The sequence below is a fragment of the Marinobacterium sp. NO-S09 genome, assembly GCF_059179545.1.
On the sequence record NZ_CP168954.1, the window covers coordinates 2586318 to 2605941 of the forward strand.

At 54.8% G+C, this 19624-nt stretch carries 19 protein-coding genes; 8 read left to right on the top strand and 11 right to left on the bottom strand.

Annotation, left to right across the window (positions count from 1 at the left end):
• Positions 1-135 precede the first annotated feature (135 nt).
• Positions 136-552: a VOC family protein gene (locus O3C79_RS11980; RefSeq protein ID WP_029511085.1), complete on the bottom strand. Its 417-nt coding sequence runs from the start codon at positions 550-552 to the stop codon at positions 136-138.
• A 98-nt stretch (positions 553-650) separates the two neighbouring features.
• Between O3C79_RS11980 and O3C79_RS11985 the strand changes: the two genes are divergently transcribed.
• The 3 genes from O3C79_RS11985 to O3C79_RS11995 all read left to right on the top strand — a co-directional run bounded on the left by O3C79_RS11985 (position 651) and on the right by O3C79_RS11995 (position 3517).
• Positions 651-1250 carry a LysE family translocator gene (locus O3C79_RS11985; RefSeq protein WP_494383280.1) on the top strand — a complete coding sequence of 200 codons (600 nt, stop codon included), beginning with the start codon at positions 651-653 and terminating at the stop codon, positions 1248-1250.
• Positions 1251-1278: 28 nt separating this feature from the next.
• Entirely contained in the window at positions 1279-2082 is an 804-nt protein-coding gene (locus tag O3C79_RS11990; protein ID WP_494383281.1) for an AraC family transcriptional regulator, read from the top strand.
• Positions 2083-2215: 133 nt separating this feature from the next.
• Positions 2216-3517, top strand: a complete 1302-nt coding sequence (locus tag O3C79_RS11995; protein ID WP_494383282.1) for a DEAD/DEAH box helicase — start codon at positions 2216-2218, stop codon at positions 3515-3517.
• Between the two features lie 11 nt (positions 3518-3528).
• On the opposite strand, the gene O3C79_RS12000 is transcribed toward O3C79_RS11995, so the two are convergent.
• From O3C79_RS12000 to O3C79_RS12010, 3 genes are read right to left on the bottom strand one after another with little or no spacing between them, the layout of a single operon-like run.
• Positions 3529-4584: a DUF2955 domain-containing protein gene (locus O3C79_RS12000; RefSeq protein WP_494383283.1), complete on the bottom strand. Its 1056-nt coding sequence runs from the start codon at positions 4582-4584 to the stop codon at positions 3529-3531.
• A 10-nt stretch (positions 4585-4594) separates the two neighbouring features.
• Positions 4595-5653, bottom strand: coding sequence for an HlyD family secretion protein (locus tag O3C79_RS12005; protein ID WP_494383284.1), 1059 nt, complete (start codon positions 5651-5653; stop codon positions 4595-4597).
• Positions 5653-6129 carry a MarR family winged helix-turn-helix transcriptional regulator gene (locus O3C79_RS12010; protein ID WP_494383285.1) on the bottom strand — a complete coding sequence of 159 codons (477 nt, stop codon included), beginning with the start codon at positions 6127-6129 and terminating at the stop codon, positions 5653-5655. Before O3C79_RS12010 ends, O3C79_RS12005 begins: the two co-directional genes overlap by 1 nt.
• Before the next feature lie 249 nt (positions 6130-6378).
• Here O3C79_RS12010 and O3C79_RS12015 point away from each other — a divergent pair, with 249 nt between their 5' ends.
• Positions 6379-8634: a TonB-dependent receptor gene (locus tag O3C79_RS12015; protein ID WP_494383286.1), complete on the top strand. Its 2256-nt coding sequence runs from the start codon at positions 6379-6381 to the stop codon at positions 8632-8634.
• 134 nt (positions 8635-8768) lie between these two features.
• Entirely contained in the window at positions 8769-9389 is a 621-nt protein-coding gene (locus O3C79_RS12020) for a LysE family translocator (RefSeq protein WP_494383287.1), read from the top strand.
• 60 nt (positions 9390-9449) lie between these two features.
• On the opposite strand, the gene O3C79_RS12025 is transcribed toward O3C79_RS12020, so the two are convergent.
• Together O3C79_RS12025 and O3C79_RS12030 are read right to left on the bottom strand one after the other, a co-directional pair.
• A complete protein-coding gene (locus tag O3C79_RS12025) occupies positions 9450-10472 on the bottom strand; it encodes a TRAP transporter substrate-binding protein (RefSeq protein WP_494383288.1) in 1023 nt (340 codons plus the stop codon).
• A gap of 11 nt (positions 10473-10483) precedes the next feature.
• Positions 10484-11254, bottom strand: coding sequence for a class II aldolase/adducin family protein (locus O3C79_RS12030; RefSeq protein WP_494383289.1), 771 nt, complete (start codon positions 11252-11254; stop codon positions 10484-10486).
• Positions 11255-11367: 113 nt separating this feature from the next.
• Here O3C79_RS12030 and O3C79_RS12035 point away from each other — a divergent pair, with 113 nt between their 5' ends.
• Complete coding sequence (locus O3C79_RS12035; protein WP_494383290.1) at positions 11368-12312, top strand: LysR family transcriptional regulator; 945 nt, start codon at positions 11368-11370, stop codon at positions 12310-12312.
• Between the two features lie 6 nt (positions 12313-12318).
• On the opposite strand, the gene O3C79_RS12040 is transcribed toward O3C79_RS12035, so the two are convergent.
• Positions 12319-13092, bottom strand: a complete 774-nt coding sequence (locus O3C79_RS12040; protein WP_494383291.1) for a leucine-rich repeat domain-containing protein — start codon at positions 13090-13092, stop codon at positions 12319-12321.
• Between the two features lie 231 nt (positions 13093-13323).
• Here O3C79_RS12040 and O3C79_RS12045 point away from each other — a divergent pair, with 231 nt between their 5' ends.
• Positions 13324-15357, top strand: a complete 2034-nt coding sequence (locus O3C79_RS12045; protein WP_494383292.1) for a methyl-accepting chemotaxis protein — start codon at positions 13324-13326, stop codon at positions 15355-15357.
• Between the two features lie 104 nt (positions 15358-15461).
• On the opposite strand, the gene O3C79_RS12050 is transcribed toward O3C79_RS12045, so the two are convergent.
• Positions 15462-15794, bottom strand: a complete 333-nt coding sequence (locus O3C79_RS12050) for a 4a-hydroxytetrahydrobiopterin dehydratase (protein WP_494383293.1) — start codon at positions 15792-15794, stop codon at positions 15462-15464.
• Between the two features lie 157 nt (positions 15795-15951).
• Here O3C79_RS12050 and O3C79_RS12055 point away from each other — a divergent pair, with 157 nt between their 5' ends.
• Positions 15952-16959, top strand: a complete 1008-nt coding sequence (locus O3C79_RS12055; RefSeq protein ID WP_494383294.1) for an MsnO8 family LLM class oxidoreductase — start codon at positions 15952-15954, stop codon at positions 16957-16959.
• 140 nt (positions 16960-17099) lie between these two features.
• On the opposite strand, the gene O3C79_RS12060 is transcribed toward O3C79_RS12055, so the two are convergent.
• Genes O3C79_RS12060 through O3C79_RS12070 form a run of 3 tightly spaced genes read right to left on the bottom strand, consistent with a single transcriptional unit; the run spans position 17100 to position 19470 of the window.
• Positions 17100-17747 carry a response regulator transcription factor gene (locus tag O3C79_RS12060; RefSeq protein WP_494383295.1) on the bottom strand — a complete coding sequence of 216 codons (648 nt, stop codon included), beginning with the start codon at positions 17745-17747 and terminating at the stop codon, positions 17100-17102.
• A 4-nt stretch (positions 17748-17751) separates the two neighbouring features.
• Positions 17752-19014, bottom strand: coding sequence for a HAMP domain-containing sensor histidine kinase (locus tag O3C79_RS12065; RefSeq protein ID WP_494383296.1), 1263 nt, complete (start codon positions 19012-19014; stop codon positions 17752-17754).
• A 15-nt stretch (positions 19015-19029) separates the two neighbouring features.
• Positions 19030-19470, bottom strand: a complete 441-nt coding sequence (locus O3C79_RS12070) for a cupredoxin domain-containing protein (protein ID WP_494383297.1) — start codon at positions 19468-19470, stop codon at positions 19030-19032.
• Positions 19471-19624 lie beyond the last annotated feature (154 nt).

Here is a 19624-nt window from a genome sequence, read left to right on the forward strand (position 1 = left end):
TAATCGCAGTAATGAGCATAGGCTTAATTTCATTTCTGGGCCAGAGACCTGTCCAGAGGACCAGAAAACAAACAAAACGTCGCCGTTAAGAAACATATAGTCTCTTTTTACCGCGATTACCACCGCCAGTTCTGTTTAGAGATGTATATTTCCCTGGTCATCAATAGACCAGAACGGGTTATGTGCAATCTCCCACATGTGTCCATCCGGGTCTGAAAAATATCCGGAATAACCACCCCAGAACACCTTCTGACCCGGTTTGGTGACACGTCCACCGGCTTGCCGGGCAAGCGCCAAAACAGCATCAACTTGTTCAGGACTCTCAACATTCTGCGCCAGAGTCATGCAAACACCGGCAGCAGGAGACTGCGGAACCTGAGCATCCTCTGCCAGAGCCTCGCGTGGGTAAAGCGCCAGTATCAGCCCATTAAGTTGGAAGAAAACAATCTCGCCTTCAGCCGCGCCGACCTGCCAGCCCAACGCCTCATAAAAGGCTCGGGCGCGATTCAACTCCTTTACTCCCAGTGTCACTACACTCAATCGCTGCTGCATCACGTACTCCATCACCTTCTCCCTGAATGCAATTTTGTTCTATAGGCATCTTAAATTCGCTATTAGGCTAGCACCAAATAAAAATTGGAGGTGACCCCATGCTGACTTCAGCCCTTTCCATGCTCAGTTTTGCCTTGATTGGTGCAATTACCCCGGGACCCGTCAACATCATAGCGACCAGCTCCGGCGCAAACTTTGGCTGGCGCAAAACCTTACCGCATGTATCCGGCGCAACCCTTGGCTATGTGCTGGTCGTGTTAGTGAGTGGGCTGGGGTTAAACAGCCTGAACCAGGTATTACCTCAGTTCACCCATATCCTGCAGTATGCCGGTGCTGCCTTCCTGCTCTACATGGCCTTTAAAATCGCCACGGCAGCAGCCGAGACTGATACGGAGAGCACAGGTTTGAGCAGCCCGCCAAGCCTTGCTCAGGGCGCTTTGGTACAGCTGTTGAATCCCAAGGCCTGGCTTGTTGCCATGTCAGGCGTCGCCCTCTTCGTTGCCAGCCAGGCCGAAGCAAACCTCTATCTCAGTCTGTTTGTAGGCCTGTCATTTGTAGCCTGCTTTGTGTGCGTGGGTTGCTGGGCCGCCTGTGGCCAATTGATCAGCCGCTGGCTGAACACACCCAAACGCCTGCGGTTCTTCAATCGCACTCTGGGTGCTATGCTGGCATTAACGGTAACAACCCTGTTCATTTAAGCCCCCACTGCCAATGAAAGACGAAACTTTGAAACTTGAACGCTGTGCAGCGCTGCCTTTTGTCGAAATGCGGCTGGCCAGCCAGTCATGCGCCTGCTATCAGGCGCATTCACATGATGAATTTTCGTTTGGCGTCATTGACCAGGGTGCTGCCGACTACCGCAACGGAGGAGCCCAACACCGTGTCGCCAGCGGCACCCTGGTCACCATCAACCCCGCCGATGTCCATTCCTGCAACCCGGATGAAGGGCTTTGGTCTTACCGGATGCTGTTCATAGACACACAATGGATTGGTGAACTACAGCAGGAATGTATGGGCGGACAGACTGATTACCGTGCATTTGAAGCCCACTACCAATCAGATCCTGGTTTCTACAATCAATTTTCAGCGCTGTATCAAACCCTGTCGCTGGATAATGATCCACTGGCCGCTGAATCAGAGCTGATCGAATTTCTGCAGCCCCTTTTCCATGTGACAAATTCAGACAATCCGAGATTGACCGCTCAACGAGCACCGGAAATACGCAGAGTGACCGAGCTGATTATGGACCACCTTGCTGACCCTCTGCCCCTTGAGCATCTGTGCCAGGTCAGCGGCCTTAACCGCTATCAATTGATCCGCCGTTTCAAGCAGATTCATGGTATGGCCCCGCACGCATTCCAGCTGGATCATCGTATCAAGCAAGCGCGTCGATTACTGCGTGACCAGCAGTTCCCGCTCACCGATGTCGCTCAACAATTGGGCTTTGCGGACCAGGCCCATTTCCAGCGTCACTTCCGCCAGCGCACGGCTGTCACACCCGGTCGCTATCGCGCCTTTTTCCAGGCCTGATGAGGGCGCGCATATGGCCAGCGTGCGTGGTTTAGGGTAAGCTGCCCGACCTCCTCAACCCCGAGGCATCAGAACCTGCTCCCAGAGTTCTTGCTCCCTCCGGTTGCCATCAGACCTAATCAGTGAGTCACGCATGAGTTTTGCCAGTCTCGGCCTGTCCGATGCTATTTTGAAAGCCATTTCCGATCAGGGCTACGATACCCCTTCCCCTATTCAGCAGCAGGCAATCCCGGCTGTACTTGAGGGACGTGACGTCATGGCCGCCGCACAGACCGGCACCGGTAAAACTGCGGGCTTCACACTTCCGCTTCTGGAGCGTCTGTCCAAAGGCGAGCGCGCAAAGGCCAACCAGGCCCGCGTGCTGATTTTGACACCGACCCGAGAGCTGGCAGCACAGGTTGCCGACAGCGTCGCCACCTATGGCAAGCACCTGCAGCTGAAGTCAGCCGTGGTCTTTGGTGGAGTTAAAATCAACCCGCAGATGATGGCCCTGCGCAAGGGTGCCGACATTCTGATCGCGACCCCTGGTCGACTGCTGGACCTGTACAGCCAGAACGCCGTGCGCTTTGATAACCTGGAAGCGCTGGTTCTGGACGAAGCAGATCGTATGTTGGACATGGGTTTCATCCATGACATCAAGCGCATCCTCAGACTGCTGCCGAGCAAGCGCCAAAATCTGCTGTTCTCCGCCACTTTCTCAAAGGATATCCGTGAGCTGGCCAAAGGCCTGGTAAACGATCCGGTTGAAGTATCGGTAACACCGCGCAACTCCACGGCGGAAACCGTCAAGCAGTGGATCGCCCCGGTCGACAAGAAGCGTAAAAGCCCGCTGTTGATCAAGCTGATCAAGGATAACAGCTGGTACCAGGTGCTGGTCTTTACCCGCACCAAGCATGGCGCAAACCGTTTGGCCACCCAGCTGGATAAGGCCAATATCAAGGCAGCAGCCATTCACGGCAACAAGAGTCAGGGTGCCCGCACCAAGGCCCTGAATGCATTCAAGACCAAGGATATTCAGGTACTGGTGGCAACCGATATTGCAGCCCGAGGCCTGGATATCGATCTCTTGCCCCAGGTTGTGAACTTTGACCTGCCCAATGTGGCAGAAGACTACGTTCACCGTATTGGTCGTACTGGCCGTGCTGGCGCAGATGGCCAGGCCGTCTCCCTGGTTAGTGCAGATGAAATTGATCAGCTGCGTGCTATTGAGCGTCTGACCAGTAAAATCATTCCACGTGAAATGATTGATGGTTTTGAACCGGTGCACGAACTGCCCGAATCCAGCCTGGACAAACCCAAAGGCCGTAGTCGCAACCGCCCGAAAAAGCCCAAGCCTCAGCATCGCGATGGCGTACGCTCAGGTGATGTGCATCGTGGCCATAAACCCCGCAGCCAGGGCGCCAAGCCACGTACAGGTAGCCCCAAGCAGCGCTGATCAGCGGCGTACTAAGAGACCGGCTGCAACCGTGTGGACTCAAAACGGTTCAGCAGTCGGTCCATTAGAAAGATCACCATCAGCGACAGCATGACGGCGACAGACAACGATGTGATTCGGTACAGATCATTGAAAAACAGATCCTGCGCCGGCGTAAGGTACTGACCAAACAGAATCGCCATGGTCGTCAGCCCGGCAAAACCTACCCCCGGCAATCCCCCTTCCAGCATGTGACAACGCGCAAACAGCAGCAGGCTGACCCACAGGCCAAATGCGACCAGCAACAAAATATCAAAATGGTTCATCAGTACAAACTGCACCAGCAGTCCGACCGCACACCCCAGTAATGTCCCCAGTGCACGATTCCAGCCTGCAGGCCCGGCCCCTTTCCAGCTAAGCGGAAAGACCACCAGAATGCTGGAGATTTGTGCCGAAAGTGAATCCTGCAAATCCAGTACCTGAAATACCAGAAAGGACAGGGTTGCGACGGTTGTGGCCAGAATCACTTCATGACGTACATTACTGGCCGGTTTAACCGGCATCTGACGAGGCTGACGCGGCTCAGGGTCCGGCAGCAGCTGATGCATGAGGACACAGATTAACAACGTGGTGACGACGGCCATCACAAAAGCGCCCATGAGGTCACTCACATGTGCCTGAGGGTAGCTGGCAAAATGCAGCAGCATGGACAGGTTGACCACGCCCATGGCACCGAACAGCAAGTTCACGCCACCGCTCATGGCCCGAAACAGGCCGGCAAACAGAGCGATGACAACTAGCGTCATTGGAATCGGCTTGTCACCCAGCATGCCTTGAAGAACCATGACACACCCGACCACTAACAGAGTACTGGCCAGGTACTGACGCACAATATGGGCGTTGAACACCGGCACCATTCCCAGCAGCAAAATGGGCGATACCGTAAAAAAGGCACCGTAACTCCACCCCATCATTTTGCAGACAAGAAATCCGAGAGTCCCGCCAAGTGCCGCGCGCAAACACTGGCGCAGATCATTCGGCGACATTTCAGGCTTCCGCACGACCACCATTGGCAGAAATCGAGACATGGCACTCGCCTCAGTAGATGTAGTGCATCAGGCTGACAATGCGAATCTGCAGCTGCCCCAGCCAGCTGGCCACACCGCCGACAGGAAACAGCTGTACGGTCGCCCGGGAGCCTGTGGGCAGGGCCGGAGCCTGCTCCTCGGTAAGCTCCAGATGTATTCGCTGACGTTGGGCATCGCGCACCCAGCGGTCAGTCGCTTCAGGTGCAGCAAGACGGCCATCCGCAACGATTTGCCCGGCCAGTGTGCCTGCGTCACGTTCGGTGACGACGCCTGAGAACACCCGCCCAGGGTAGGCATCAAACACGATTTCTGCGCGCCCGCCCTGCTCCATCATATTAAGGGACTTTTCGCGGAAGTCGGCCACGATATCCATTTCATCAACCACCAGTGCGGCCAGCTCTTTTCCGGCACTGGCGTAGGTACCGGCACGGACCTGAAGGTTGGATACAAATCCGGCTGATCGGGCACGAACCTGTGTGTAGGCAAGATTCAACTCAGCCTGTGCCAAGGCATTGGCGGCCTGTGCTTCACGAACATTCTGATCGCCTGCTGCGCCACGCTCTGCTTCCAGCTTCAACACTTCAGCTTGCGCAGCCGCCACCTGTGCAGCTGCGGACTGATGACGTGCTTTTGCCTGGTCATACTGCTGGATGGACACACTTTGACGTTCACTCAGAATTTTCAGGCGTTTTGCTTCACGCGCCGCCTCCTGTGCGTCCGCCTTGGCAGCGCTCACGTTGGCCCTGGCTGCAACAATGGCAGCGTCAAGCTGGTTATTGATCTGACGTGCATCCTGCAGCGCCAGCCTAGCCTGCTCGACCGCAAGGCGGTATGGCTGATCATCAATCACAAATAACAGATCACCGGCTTCAACATGCTGGTTATTGCGCACCTGAACGTCTGTCACCATACCGCTCACCTGAGGCGCAATGGCTGTTACAGGGTGCAACACACGTGACTGTGGGGTCATGGGCATCCAAAGATCAGCCAGCAGGTAGTACACAAACGTCACGGCAAAGGCGATCAGGGAAACCCGAACCCACCGGGCAAAACTTTGATCAGGTGTCATCAGCGCTTCTCCTGGTGAGTGGCACAGGCCACGGCATTGGCTTCCATCTTCAGCAGAACACTGGCGAACGCATCCAGCTCCGCTTCGCTGATTCCGGCATAAATTTCATCACGAATGGTGCCGATTCTGACCGCCAATGCTTCGACCATCTCGGCCCCTTCAGGCGTCAACCAGAGGCAGTGCACGCGCTTGTCTTCAGGGTCGGTACGGCGCTCGATTAACCCTTGTTGCTGCAACTGATTCAGGGTGCGACTCAGGGATGACATTTCAATCGATAATTTGGATGCCAGGGCTTGCTGGGTACAGCCCTCCCCCGTTTTCTTCAGCAGCATCAGTGCTGTCCAGCGGGATTCAGTCATGCCCAGCGGTGCAACGGCCTGGTTCACTGCACTGCGCCACTGCCTGTGTACACGCCCCAATACCGCCCCCAGAGACGGCTCGATGGTTGTGTGCAGCGGGGATGATTCATCTGACATGACTGACTCCAAAATACTTAGCTTGCTAAGCATTATATCAATCCGTCTTTAGTTAGCAAGCTAAGTAAATGAGTCCAAACCCAATTGAGCGCTCGAAACTGCGACCCTTTGTCACACTGCGACACTATGTCCCATCCCAAGCGCCAAGGCATTGCCTAAAATCCGGCTCCATTCGTACACACTCTGCCCCCTTGAGCCCCTTCTCATGGGCAGGGGTGCATAACCTCGTTCAACATGCCAGGAGTCAGGATGAGCCTGAATTACACCCAGCCCAATGTCCCCTATGGACGGCTTTCCCTTGCCATTGCCTGTATCACACTGGCCCAATCGGCCAATGCTCAGGATCCCATTGTGGTTGAAGGCACACTTCAACAAACGCCCCGCGATAATGCCGTACAGGTGGAACCTTCGGCCCTGGAGCAGCTGCGCGCCGCAACCAGCGACAGCGCCAGCCTGCTGCGTGACGTTCCCGGCGTCAGTCTCTATGGTGCCGGGGGCGTGTCCAGTCTGCCGGCCATTCACGGCCTGGCGGATGACCGCTTGCGCGTAAAGGTGGATGGCATGGATCTGATTGCCGCCTGCCCCAACCATATGAACCCGCCCCTGTCCTATGTTGACCCCAGCAACATCGGCCAGCTCAAGGTGTTCGCCGGCATCACACCGGTTAGCCTGGGCGGTGACAGCATCGGCGGCACCATCGTTGCCGACAGACCTGAACCCGAGTTTGCACGCACCGGTGAAGCCAACCTTACCAAGGGCGAAGTCGGTGCCTTTTACCGCAGCAACAACGATGCAATCGGTGGCAATCTATCCGCAACGCATGCAACCGAGAACCTGAGCATCAACTACAGCGGCTCCTGGAGTAAGGCCGACAACTATACGGCCGGTGACGACTTCAAGACCTTTACCGATACCGGCCGTCCCGGTCATGATTTGCCACTGGATGAAGTTGGCTCCACCGCTTATGACACCCAAAATCACAATCTGAACCTGGCTCTCAAGGCCGGTGATAATCTGTTTGAAACCCGGTTCAGCTACCAGGATATGCCCGAACAGCTGTACCCGAACCAGCGCATGGATCTGCTTGAAAACGAGCAGAAGCTGATTAATCTGGCCTGGACCCGTCGCATGAACTGGGGTGTCATCGAAACACGTGCCTATCATGAGCAGGTCGATCACTTCATGGATTTCGGAGACGACAAGCGTTTCTGGTATGGCTCGCTTTCAGGCCCAGGCAACCCGTGCAGTCCGATCAGTTTCCATGGTGACCCTGCCGGCACCTGCGCAGGCGGCATGCCGATGTATTCTGAAAGTGAAAACACCGGGCTAAGCCTGAAAGCCGATATCGATCTCAACGCTACCAACCTGCTGCGTGTAGGCAGCGAGTTCCAGCGCTTCCGTCTGGATGATTATTGGACCGCTTCCGGCGGCGGCATGGGGCCTGGCACCTTCCAGAACATTAATAACGGCCAGCGTGATCGTAATGCGCTGTATGCCGAACTTGAAACTCAGCAAAGTGATCAGTGGCTGACACTGGTAGGCGTACGATACGAGCGCGTCAGCATGGATGCTGATGACGTACACGGCTACAACACCGCCATGACAGCTGCTGGCATGCAATACATGGATTCCATGGCTTTTAATGAGCAGGACCACAGCCAGACTGACCACAATGTTGACCTGACCGCATTGGCGCGTTACCAGTACAGCAACAACTTGGACATTGAACTGGGCCTTGCCCGCAAGGTGCGCTCACCCAATCTGTACGAGCGCTACACCTGGTCGACCTGGCCGATGGCCGCCACCATGAACAACTTTGTTGGCGACGGTAACGGCTATGTGGGTGATGTGAACCTCAACCCGGAAACCGCTTACACTGCATCCGCCACCTTCGACTGGCATGCCAGTGATCGCAGCTGGGTTGTTACCGCGACCCCGTTCTACACCCATGTCGACGACTACATCGATGCTGTTCAGCGTGCCGGCTGGGCAGAAGATCAGTTCAACGTGCTGCAGTATGACAACCAGTCAGCACGTCTTTACGGTGTAGACCTATCCATGCAGTTGCCGTTGGCCAGCAATAGCCTGGGTACCTGGGGTTTCAAGGGCGTAATCAACTATACCGACGGTGAAAACCGCAAAACCGGCGATGACCTCTACAACATCATGCCACTGAATGGCCGCTTCACGCTGACGCACCAGAAAGCCGGCTGGGATAATGCCATCGAATGGATTGTGGTTGATGAGAAGGACGAGGTATCAGACGTGCGCAATGAGATCAGCACCTCCGGGTACAGTTTGATCAACCTGCGTGCCAGCCACAGCTGGGATCAGGTGCGTTTGGACCTGGGTATCGAGAACCTGTTCGACCGCGCCTATGCCCTGCCGACCGGTGGTGCCTACACGGGTCAGGGGCGCACCATGTCCATGACCGGTATTCCCTGGGGCATTGCCGTACCCGGCATGGGTCGCTCCGCCTATGTGGGCATCAAAGTCATGTTCTGATGTTCGCAGCGGTTCGGCGCCCGATAAACCGGGTGCCGTTCGGCTCTGATGAGTGCCAGTCCATTCACACGGCTGGCGCACTGCGCTTTCCTCGCACATAATGCATGTCTCTTTGCCCTCGGGAGACTCAGGTCATGACAGTTGAAAGCGCATTCTCCTTTTTTATAGCCGTACTCATTTTCGGTATCACACCCGGCCCCGGTGTCTTTGCCATCATGGCACGAGCCTTGATGCATGGTGCCACCAGCTGCCTGCCGATGGCGCTGGGCATGATTGTCAGTGACATCCTCTACCTGATTGCCGCCTGCCTGGGCCTGGCGACCATTGCCACTCATTGGTCCGAGCTGTTTACCGTGATTCGTATCATTGGTGCTGCCTACCTGCTCTACCTGGGCTACAAAATGTGGACGGCGCCCGTCTCCAGTGACGAGTTCAACGCCAGCAAAAGCCAGAAAGGCAGCGTAGCGGCCAACTTCCTGCAGGGGTTTCTTATTTCAGCGTCCAACCCCAAGGTTATCCTGTTCTACATCGCTTTCCTGCCCACCTTTATTGACCTGAGCGTGCTGAGCAGTGGTGATATTGCTCTGGCGTCAGTACTGACATTGGTGGGCCTGCTCATTGGCCTGATGGCAATTGCCGTTTTTGCCGACAAGGCACGGGGCTTCTTCCGCTCACCGCGGGCCATGAAGGGGCTGAATCGAAGTGCCGGGTCAATCATGGCCGGTGCCGGCGCCTATCTGGCCCTGCGTCACTGAACTTCTGTACCGCGTAACCAACAAGGCCCTCAATCGAGGGCCTTGTTGTATATGAAACGATCAGTTTTTGCCGCTCTCATACTCGGCAGCAATACGTTTCAGATCCTGCAATGCAGCCGATGCGTCCACCGGTCGGTCCGCAACGGTTTCGATCCAGGCGTCATACATGCCATCCACCTTATCGGCAAACGCCTGTGTCATGGGGTCATCTGCCGTCAGTTCCTTGATCCGAACGCCCATTGCGCGAGCATCTTCCAAGCCTGCCAGGTCGGAGTTGCCCCAGGCGCGTCCCGCCAGGGCTGACAGCTTCTCACCCGAGACCGACAGTATGGCCTGACGGTCTTCTTCACTCAGATCTTCAAAAACATAAGGGTTCATAAAGATAGTAAAGGCGGTGGTATACATGCCAGACGGGAACAGGGTGACATCCGTAACAACTTCACTCAGGCGAGAGTATTTCAGCTCCTGAGCCGGCAGAAAGACGCCATCAATTACGCCCTGCTGCATCATTTCATACACCTTTGTGACCGGTGCAAACACCGGCACAACCTCCAGGCGCTTGGCCAGATCATTAACGACCCCGCCACCGGTACGCATTTTCTTGTTGTGCAGGTCCGAGAGCTGCTTGACTTCGAACGTAGTCATCAACTGGCCAGGACCGTGCACAAACATGCCCAACACCTTCAGACCTTCAAACTCTTGGGCGGGCTCAAAGTGCTGCTTGTACACACGCCAGAGCGCAACGGACAAGGCTTCAGGATCTGCCGTTTCACCGGGAATTTCGACAACGGCTGGCAGCTTGAAGCGTCCGGGCAGGTAGCCATTCACCCCAAAGCTGACGTCAGCCACACCGTCCTCAACCAGACCAAACATGGATTTCGGATGACCGGAGCTGTATTCAAGCTCGATTTTGACACGTCCGTCAGTTGCTTCTTCAACCCAGTTCGCCCAGGTTGGCCAGACAACATCATTCTGACCACTACTGGCCGGTAGCCAGGTCGCGACTCTTAACGTGGTATCTGCGAACACAGGCGCGGACAGCAAAAGTGCACAGGTACATGAGATGGCTTTTATTATTTTCATGGTTGGGCCTTTTAATATTTATAGGATGGATCTTTTTTCTCAATCAAACGCTCCAGTGCCGCCACAGCATCACGGCCCGAGCCATATTTCGGATTAAACAGCGGGGTATCTCTTGCGCAGCGCTGTAAAACTTCATCGGGAATATCCAGGGTTTTACCCATGGACTGGGATGCCAGCTGCACCTCACAGGCACGGTTAAGCAACCACATCAGAGAAAAAGCCTGCGGCAGGTCCGCACCGATAATGACCGGCCCATGATTTTTCAGCAGCAAAACCTTTTTGCCTTCACTGCTGGCGACAATTCGCTCACCTTCATCCATCCGCACGGTAATGCCTTCAAAATCGTGATAGGCGATCTGGTTATACAACTGTGCCGAGTAGAAGTTGGTGAACGACAGGCCTTCCTCCAGGCAGCACACCGCCAGCGTCGGCGTAGTATGCACGTGCATAATGCAGTGGCCATCGGGTACATGTTTGTGAATGGCGCTGTGAAAGGTAAAACCGGCAGGGTTAATCGGCCAATCCGAATCGCCGATGATATTGCCATCAATATCAATTTTTACCAAATTGGACGCACGCACCTCGCTATAATGCAACCCAAATGGATTGATAAGAAAATGATCCGGTTCTCCGGGTACACGCAATGAGATATGATTATAAATTGATTCGTCCCAGTTAAGGTGATCAAAAATCCTGTACATACAGGCAAGATCCTGGCGCGCTTTCCACTCTTCTGCGCTGTATTTCAGCGGACGATCAAAATATAAATCCTGCTTTTTCATGTGGACTATTCCCCTCTGTTTATTGTCGGGGTCCAGCATAGAAAAAGGGCTCGGGTGAAAAAATAAATAATCCCGTATAGCGGGTATAGGCAATGCCTATAGGCTGGAATAACGTGAATACCAAACAGCTCACCTACTTTGTAAAATCCGCCGAATTGGGCAGTATCGCCGCCGCTGCGCGAGAACTGGATATTTCCCAGCCCAGTATCAGTCAGCAGATTTCCGTACTGGAACATGAACTCAAAACAACACTGTTCAGCCGGGATGTACGTGGCGTTTGCTTAACCGAAAATGGTGAACGCTTTCTGGCACATGCCCGCTCGGTTCTGCGCCAGCTGGATCAGGCACAGTCGGAACTGCATCAGGCTTCGACAATACCGACCGGCCAAGTTGCGCTTGGTTTGACCCAGCCAATCTGCAACATTCTTGCGGTACCGCTCGTCAGCATGATGGAACGGGAGTTTCCCGGCATTGAACTCAGCATCTACACCGGCTATTCATCGGATCTGAGCCGCATGATGCAGTCAGGCACTCTGGATATTGCTGTCTCGTCCCACGATGACAGCGATAACACCCATATCCGCCATGAGCGTTTTTTTCGCGAGAATATTTACCTGATCATCGGCCAAAACCGGACGTTTGATTTCCCCGAGGAGTACCTGCAACAAGGCAGCATTCCCTTCCAGGCACTGCAGCATCATGATGTTATGGTTACCAGTCGTACGGACTCTTTGGGATTTTTAATTGAGCAGTATGAGCAGGAAACCGGGCATTACCTGCGTAAGCGCCAGCCTTACGGCCAGCTGATGACCACACTAAGGTACGTGACAGAGGGACATGGCATGCTGATCACACCTTCATCGTCTTTCTTTCATCTGGAGCGCAGCCAAGAGGTGCAGGCGCTGGAGATCATCGAACCTGCACTCTATCGGGATGTGTACCTGATGACCCCAAGCGACCGCCCCCTCACCAATGCCATGACGCAGGTTATCGAACAGATTCGTAACCTCACCAAGCAGGAAAATGCCAACGGCAACTGGCGAGGGTTATTAGTCTAGAAAAAGTCAGGATTCACAGACCTCAGGACCATAGATAACCGCTTCAGCACTCAACCGTGATTTCAGGCGGCTCATATCCTCACACAGGTGGCGTTTCTGCTGCTTTTTACCGCCAATGCCGACCAGTTGCAGGCGGGCATTACCCAACAGGGGTTCTACCGAGCTGACAGGATTGTGATAAATCTGCAGGCGCTTCAACTCTGGTTTGCCGGCCAGTGCGCTGATGTCTGATATGTGGTTGTAATTGAGTATCACCTCCTCCAGTTTGCTCAACTGAGCCAGCGCGCTTATATCGCTGATGTTATCCTGCATTGCAGCCACTACACGCAGCTCCGTCAGCTGGGCAATTGCGGAGATATCGCTCAATTCAGAACTTAGGTTCGCCTGCAGCTCTTCTAGGTTCTCAGCCCTTTCCAGTCCTTTGAGCGTGGTCATCTGTTTGTTGCTGGCCACCGATATTTTGCGCAGCGCAGGCATGTCTCCCATGCTTTCCAGGTTGGTCAGGTCATTACCCTGCAGATACAGCTCTTCCAGCCCCGTTAACTGTTCAAGCCCCTCCAGGCTGGTGATGCCTTTCTTCTGACACGACAGCTTCTTCAATTGCGACAGGTCTTTCAGTTCCTTCTTTTTCATGGCATAGGATACACAGACCCCAAGAGGCAAGTCGGCAAACTGGTCGGTATAGGCCGCCCCCATTTGTGGCAGCTTTTGCAGTAACAAAAACCCACCACCTGCCAACAGCGCCATGAACACCATCCGCTTGAACACCTTCAAAAACATATACTCACTCCCTGAATGATCCCTGTCATAAGCGGCCTGTGTCAGCGCCCATTCGATTGAATTGAACGACAATTGTAAGGCAAACCCTGCGTAAAAGAGGGAAAATTGTACCAAAGAATTGTATTACCTCAGGGTGACATCAGGCTGTAATAGAGCCAACGCAGAGTAGCGGCCCTGAGATCTCCCCCACCTCGAGGGCGGGACACCCGAGAGAGATTGCAAGGAACCACCATGGGACTATTTGAACGTATCAATCCACGCAGCCGTGCTGCCAGTACCCCTGTTATCACAGTGCATGCATCACTTGCGCAGCTCAGTGACAGACTTAACGTCATCAAGCAGTCCCCGGCGCTGGTGATCGGTTTTGTATCACCCCATGTGGATATCGAGGCCGTTGCCAGGACCATCAGGCAGCGCTTCCCCTCCATTCCGGTTAGCCTCAGTACAACCGCAGGTGAGCTCTGCAATGAAGGCAGCCGCCTGTACTGCGAGACCGGTGATCACTGGGATGATGTGGTGCTGCAGCTGTTTTCTCCGGCCGTTGCCAGTCAGGTAGAGGTCGTCAAGGTCCCGCTGGGCAGCGAAGACCTGCGCAGTGGCCAGGCGTCTATCTCGCTTCAGCAGCGTGTCGAGAAAATGACTGCCGCCATCCGCTCGCTGCGCGTCAACATGCCGATCAATTATCAGGATACACTGGCATTTGTGCTCTTTGACGGGCTCTCATCGTCGGAATCCTTTTTCATGGAAGCCCTCTATGACTCTGACCGTTTCCCTTGCCTTTTCGTCGGTGGCTCAGCCGGTGGCAAGCTGGACTTTCAGCATACCTGGCTACATGACGGGCAGCAGAAACTAAGCAACCACGCACTGATTACATTCATCAAAATGCCGCCCAGCGTGCGTTTTGGCGTATTCAAAACGCAGAACTTTGAACCCACATCATTCAGTTTCAATGTACTGACGGCCTCACTTGAGCAGCGCTACATCCATCAGGTGATCGACAGCCGCGGCGAGATTACCACCATGGTAGCCCTGCTCGCCCGCCAACTGAACTGTCGACCCGATCAACTTGAACAGCAGCTGGCCGACTACTCCTTTGCCATTCGAGTGGGCGACGAGCTATTTGTTCGCTCCATTGCGCGTATCGATACCGATGCCGAACGTGTTCACCTTTTCTGTGACGTCGCCCCGGGTGAAGAGCTGGTGATGGTGAAACGTACCAACATTATTCAGGCCACCGAGCAGGCGTTTGCACGCTTCATGCAGGGCAAGCCCGGTACGCCCATTGCGGGACTGCTCAACGACTGTATCCTGCGCCGCCTCTATAACGATAAAGACCTGCCGGGTATGGGGCGAGTATTCGGGGATATTCCACTGGCCGGATTCTCGACCTTTGGTGAGATTCTGGGGCTTAACCTGAACCAGACGCTGACATCTATTTTCTGGTTCAACGTGGATGGCCCCCAGACGTCGTTCAAGGATGAGTATGTTGACGGTTTCATTGCCCGTTATGCCGAGTTCAAGGCCTTCTTTTTGCGCCGGCAGATCAAAAAACTGTCGGGACTGAACCACGTCATCGTGAAGCAAATCGAGCAGTTCAAACGCGATGATTTCAGCACCTGCTTCGACACTCAGGGGCTGGACTCGGCACTGTTACCGGTATTTAACGGCTTGGGTGATCTTGGTAATGAACTGGCAATCGCTCGTGAAGCCCGGCAGCGGCTGGGTCATGAACTGAACCAGTGTGCCGGCAACCTGCACCACTCCGTTGACGAACTGACCGACCACGTCAGTACTCAGGTGAGCGCCGTCGATCAGGCAGGGGCCACCATCAACGCCATGTCGGTTCAGGCAGAAGAAGTGGCACAAAGTGCGCGTGAACTGGCCGTGTCCAGCAGCCAGATCCAGAACATTGTGCAAGTCATTCAGCAAATCGCGGACCAGACTAACCTTCTGGCACTCAATGCAGCCATCGAAGCAGCACGTGCAGGCGAGCTCGGCCGCGGCTTTGCGGTGGTTTCCGATGAAGTACGCAGCCTCGCGGAAAAGTCACGCCACAGCGCCGACGAGATCGGAAAGGATATTGTGAAGCTGTCCGAGGAGATCAATAAGGTTGCGCAACAGATCGAAGGCCAATCCGGAGCGGTAGGTGAACTGTCTTCCATGCTGGATGCCCTGACAGAGGTGAGCAACCTGACATCCAACAACTCATCCCGTACCAAAGAGGTTGCCGATACACTGCTGGCTTTAACCGAGCAAACCGGCTAACAGCCTGCTAAGAGGTACTACGTCACCTTACTCGATATCCAGCAGCGCCCGCTGCTGGATAACAAACAAAAGGCAAAACTCTCAGGCCCCTTTATCTTATCTACTCATACGCCAGGCAACTGATCAACTCGCGCCGCCAGAATGAAATCGTTCTCGTGTAACCCGCCGATCTTGTGTGTCCAGATTTCAATGCTGGCATGGCCCCAGCCAAACTGTATTTCCGGGTGATGCCCCATATCCTCGGCCAGCTCACCAACCTGATTGACAAACCTGAGCGCACTTTGAAAGTCGGCAAAGGTGAAATCACGCTTGATTCTATTGGCCTGCGGTGCCAGCTCCCATTCATTCACCTGTTCCAGGTAAGGTTGAATCTCCTCTCGAGTCAACGCCGGAATACCGCCTTTACAGGGCACGCAACGGCTCTCTGCCAATGACATGGCACACCTCCTGGTCGATTAATGTATTCGTTTTCCAGTCTAGCTGCTATCACATGTGTTTCCTGCACAGATTCGTTAAACCAGCTTAACGGGAGCAAAATGGATTGAACACAGCCGCCAATTTAGTTAACATATTAAGTTAATGAAGGAGATCCCAATGAACATCAAACTGTCAGTTGTTGACCAGTCCCCGGTGCATGGCTCCCACGCCAAGGTTGAAGCCCCGCGCCTTAGTATCGAACTTGCTCAGCTGTGCGACCAGCTTGGCTATTACCGCTACTGGGTGGCCGAGCATCACGACAGCGTTCATTTTGCCAACCCCTGCCCGGAAATCCTTGTTGCCAGCATTGCCAGTGTGACGCAGAACATCCGTGTTGGTAGCGGTGGTGTCATGCTCTCCCACTACAGCCCGTTGAAAGTCGCTGAATGCTTCAAGATGATGGCGACACTGTTTCCGGACCGCATCGATCTGGGTGTTGGCCGCGCACCGGGCGGCACAGGTCTGACATCCCATGCACTGGCGTTCCCGCACGAACCTCATCATGGCGACCTGTACGCTAACCAGGCTCATCTTCTGGCTGGATTTGTGCAGGGTACCCTTCCGGATGACAACCCCTACAGCAAGATCAAGGTTCTGCCGAACAGTACGCCGACACCTGAGCTTTGGATGCTGGGTTCCAGCGGCGGCAGTGCCGGTCTTGCCGGCCACCTGGGTTACAACATCGCCCTGGCCCGCTTCATCGACCCGGATAACTGCCACCCGTCCATTTTCGAGCAGTATGCCGAGGAATGGGACAAGGCCGGTCATCAGGGTAAAGCGAACAAAATGCTGGCCATCGCCTGCATATGCGCCGAAACAGAAGAGGAAGCGCGCCTGCGTGCCGGCACTGCTGTGTACCGCAAACTGGCAGCTCAGCTGGGACAGCGCGAAGATTTTCTGACGCCTTCAGAAGTACAGGATCGCTACCGCCAGATGTCCGCATCCGAGCAGAGCGCCTACGATCATATTCTCAGTGGCTACACGGTCGGTACTGCGGATCAGTGCTGGCAGGAGATAAACGAGCTGGCGAAGACGTTCAGCTGTGATGAAATTGCCACGGTAACCGTCACCCATAGTCACCATGATCGAATGGACAGCTACCGACTGCTGGGCAGTCTGCTCTAATCGATAGATTCCCCTCGAATAGCGCTCTTCGTCAGGCACTATTCACTTTTTGCTCGCCGGCCTGGGTGCAATTTCAGGCCGGTTTTTTTTGCCCAATTTTAATCGAATCAATGACACTAATTGCCCAGGGCATATCCGCTCTATGCCTGCCCGCTCGGCCCCAGTCGCAAGACCCCACACTCAATCGCCAGATGCACCAGCTCAGCCGTCGAAGAGACCTGCAGCTTGTTTTTCAGTAAAGCACTGTGATTAGAGACCGTTTTCACACTGATACAGAGCTGATCAGCGATGATCTTGGTTGTGAGTCCGCGTGCCAGCATGACAAAAATCTCAAACTCGCGTTGCGTCATGCCGGACAGACGGGGGTCCATACCGCTGTTACGTTGCAGCGCAAGCCGCGTGGCCAAATCATGCTCCACATAGGGCTGGCCACTCAGTACCTTGCGTACCGCTTCAAGCAGCACTTCGGGGCTACTGCTCTTGGTGATATAGCCTAAAGCACCGGCATCCAGAGCCTGCTGCACCATGGGTAGTTCATCGTACATACTGAAAAACAGAATGCGCGCATCAGGCGCCCGCTGCAGTATACGACGCGCCACTTCGATACCACTGATATCGGACAGGTTAATATCCAGTACGGCCACATCGGCGGGCTGTTGCTGCCAGAGGCTTACCGCCTCCCAGCCATTGTCCGCTTCAATGATTTCACATTCATCCAGCATCGCTGACAGCAGGCTGGCATACCCCTGACGCACGACTGCATGGTCATCACAGAGAAGTATTTTCATAGTATTAGTCCATTACCAGCGGGAGACTGAGTTCTATCCGCAAACCGCCGCCGGCCGCAGATAACAGGTGCAGATCAGCATTCATGTATCGCGCCCGCTCATGCATCGACCTGAGCCCAATGCCCGGCCGCACATCTGCCGACAGCCCCTGACCGTTATCTTCAACCCTCACATTGAGAGTTTCGCCACGAACCTGCATCCCGATTTCGACCTGAGTCGCCTGCGCATGCCGTGCCACGTTGTTCAATGCTTCCTGCAGCAAGCGGTAGAGATGGGTTGAGGTTTCATCACTGAGCAGTGGCATGCCGTTAATACCCAGCCGACAATTCACACCGCTGCTACGCTGCCATTGTTCCGCCAGGCTTCTAAGAGACTCTTCAAGCCCCAGTGGCTCAAGAATCACGGGATGCAGACTGCGAATCAAACGCCTGAAGCCCTGCTGCATGGCTTCACAGTCGCGCACGATCAACGGAGCACTTTTGCTCACCTTTTCCGCATCACCCGACACCTGGCTGATCAGATAAGCCTGTGCACGAATGCCGGTCAGGTACTGCCCCAGGTCATCATGCAGCTCTCTTGCCAGATAGGAGCGTTCCTTTTCCTGCAACACCATCAGCTCACGGGTCAGCCGACGGTTATCTGCCTGCTCCTGCTCAAGGGCCTCAGCCATCCGGTTGAAGTGGCTGGCCAATCGATTGGCCTCAGGCACCGAATAGGATTTGAGTCGGGCCGTGAAGTGCCCCTGTTGAATCTGATCAAGTGCGCGTAACACCTGACCGAAAGGCCGCATGCCCTGAGACAGCCCCCAGCTGATGGCCAGTATCGATAAGGCAGCGCCGCCCATGAACAGGGCAAACACCTGCAGGGCAGACTCCCAGACCTCTTCCATTTCATCGGCCGGGTCTGCCATTACCACCAGGATTCGGCCATCCGCCAGCGGACGCCGACGTTCAATACTCGGCATATCCTGAGGCCAGATCCAGGATGCGAACCACTCAGGTACTTCATCCATCTCAAGCGGCACAGGCGATTGGCCAGCACTCAGCACAGCCAGATGCATGTGTCTCCATTCGATCGCCAACAGCGGCTCCAGGCGCTCGGGGTCCTGACCTACTTGCTCAAGCAACTGGTCGGCCACCGCCATGCCCGCCTGCAGTTCACGCAGGATATCGGTCTTGGCTTGTCGCATCAGTCCAAAGAGACTGATCAGCAGCGCCAGCATAAACGCTGACGCGACCAGCAGGTTCAGGCGTACAACGGCTTTCATGGATCAGTCCGGTGATCAGCGAACGCTGAACACGCCTTCCATGCCCTTGTGCTCCAGGCCTTCCATGTAGAATTTGTACTCACCCGGTTTGATCGGCACGAAGTAGATTTCCGCTTCGCCTTCGCGTTCAAACTCAAGCTCTTTCAGGGATACCGCCTTGATCTCCATGTCACCCGCTTCAACCTTACGCAGGTAGATGGATCCGAAGAATTCCGGTGCCTTCATGGCGTATTCCTTACGACCTGTAGACTCAATTGCCAGCTTATAGGCCTGACCGGTTTCCATCTCATAACGGGTCTGGGACATGGAGTAATCACTCTGCTCACTGCCCAGCACTAGGTCCGGCAGACGTTTGGGTCGAATAGTGAGGTCGCCCTCGGCGGATGCGGGAACAGAGACCAGCACTGTTGAGGAGATCAGTGCAGCAAGGGTCAGAGAGCGGATGGGGGTACGCATGATAGATTCCTGTTTTTGTTGTGTCTTTTCCCCACCATCCTAGTGTGCTGCGCCCGTGGCAACATACTACTTCGGTACTGAATCTTTGCGACTTTCTGAATATTTCATCCTGCACGGTGGCGGCCTAAGCTGGGCCCCATAACAATGATAAGTT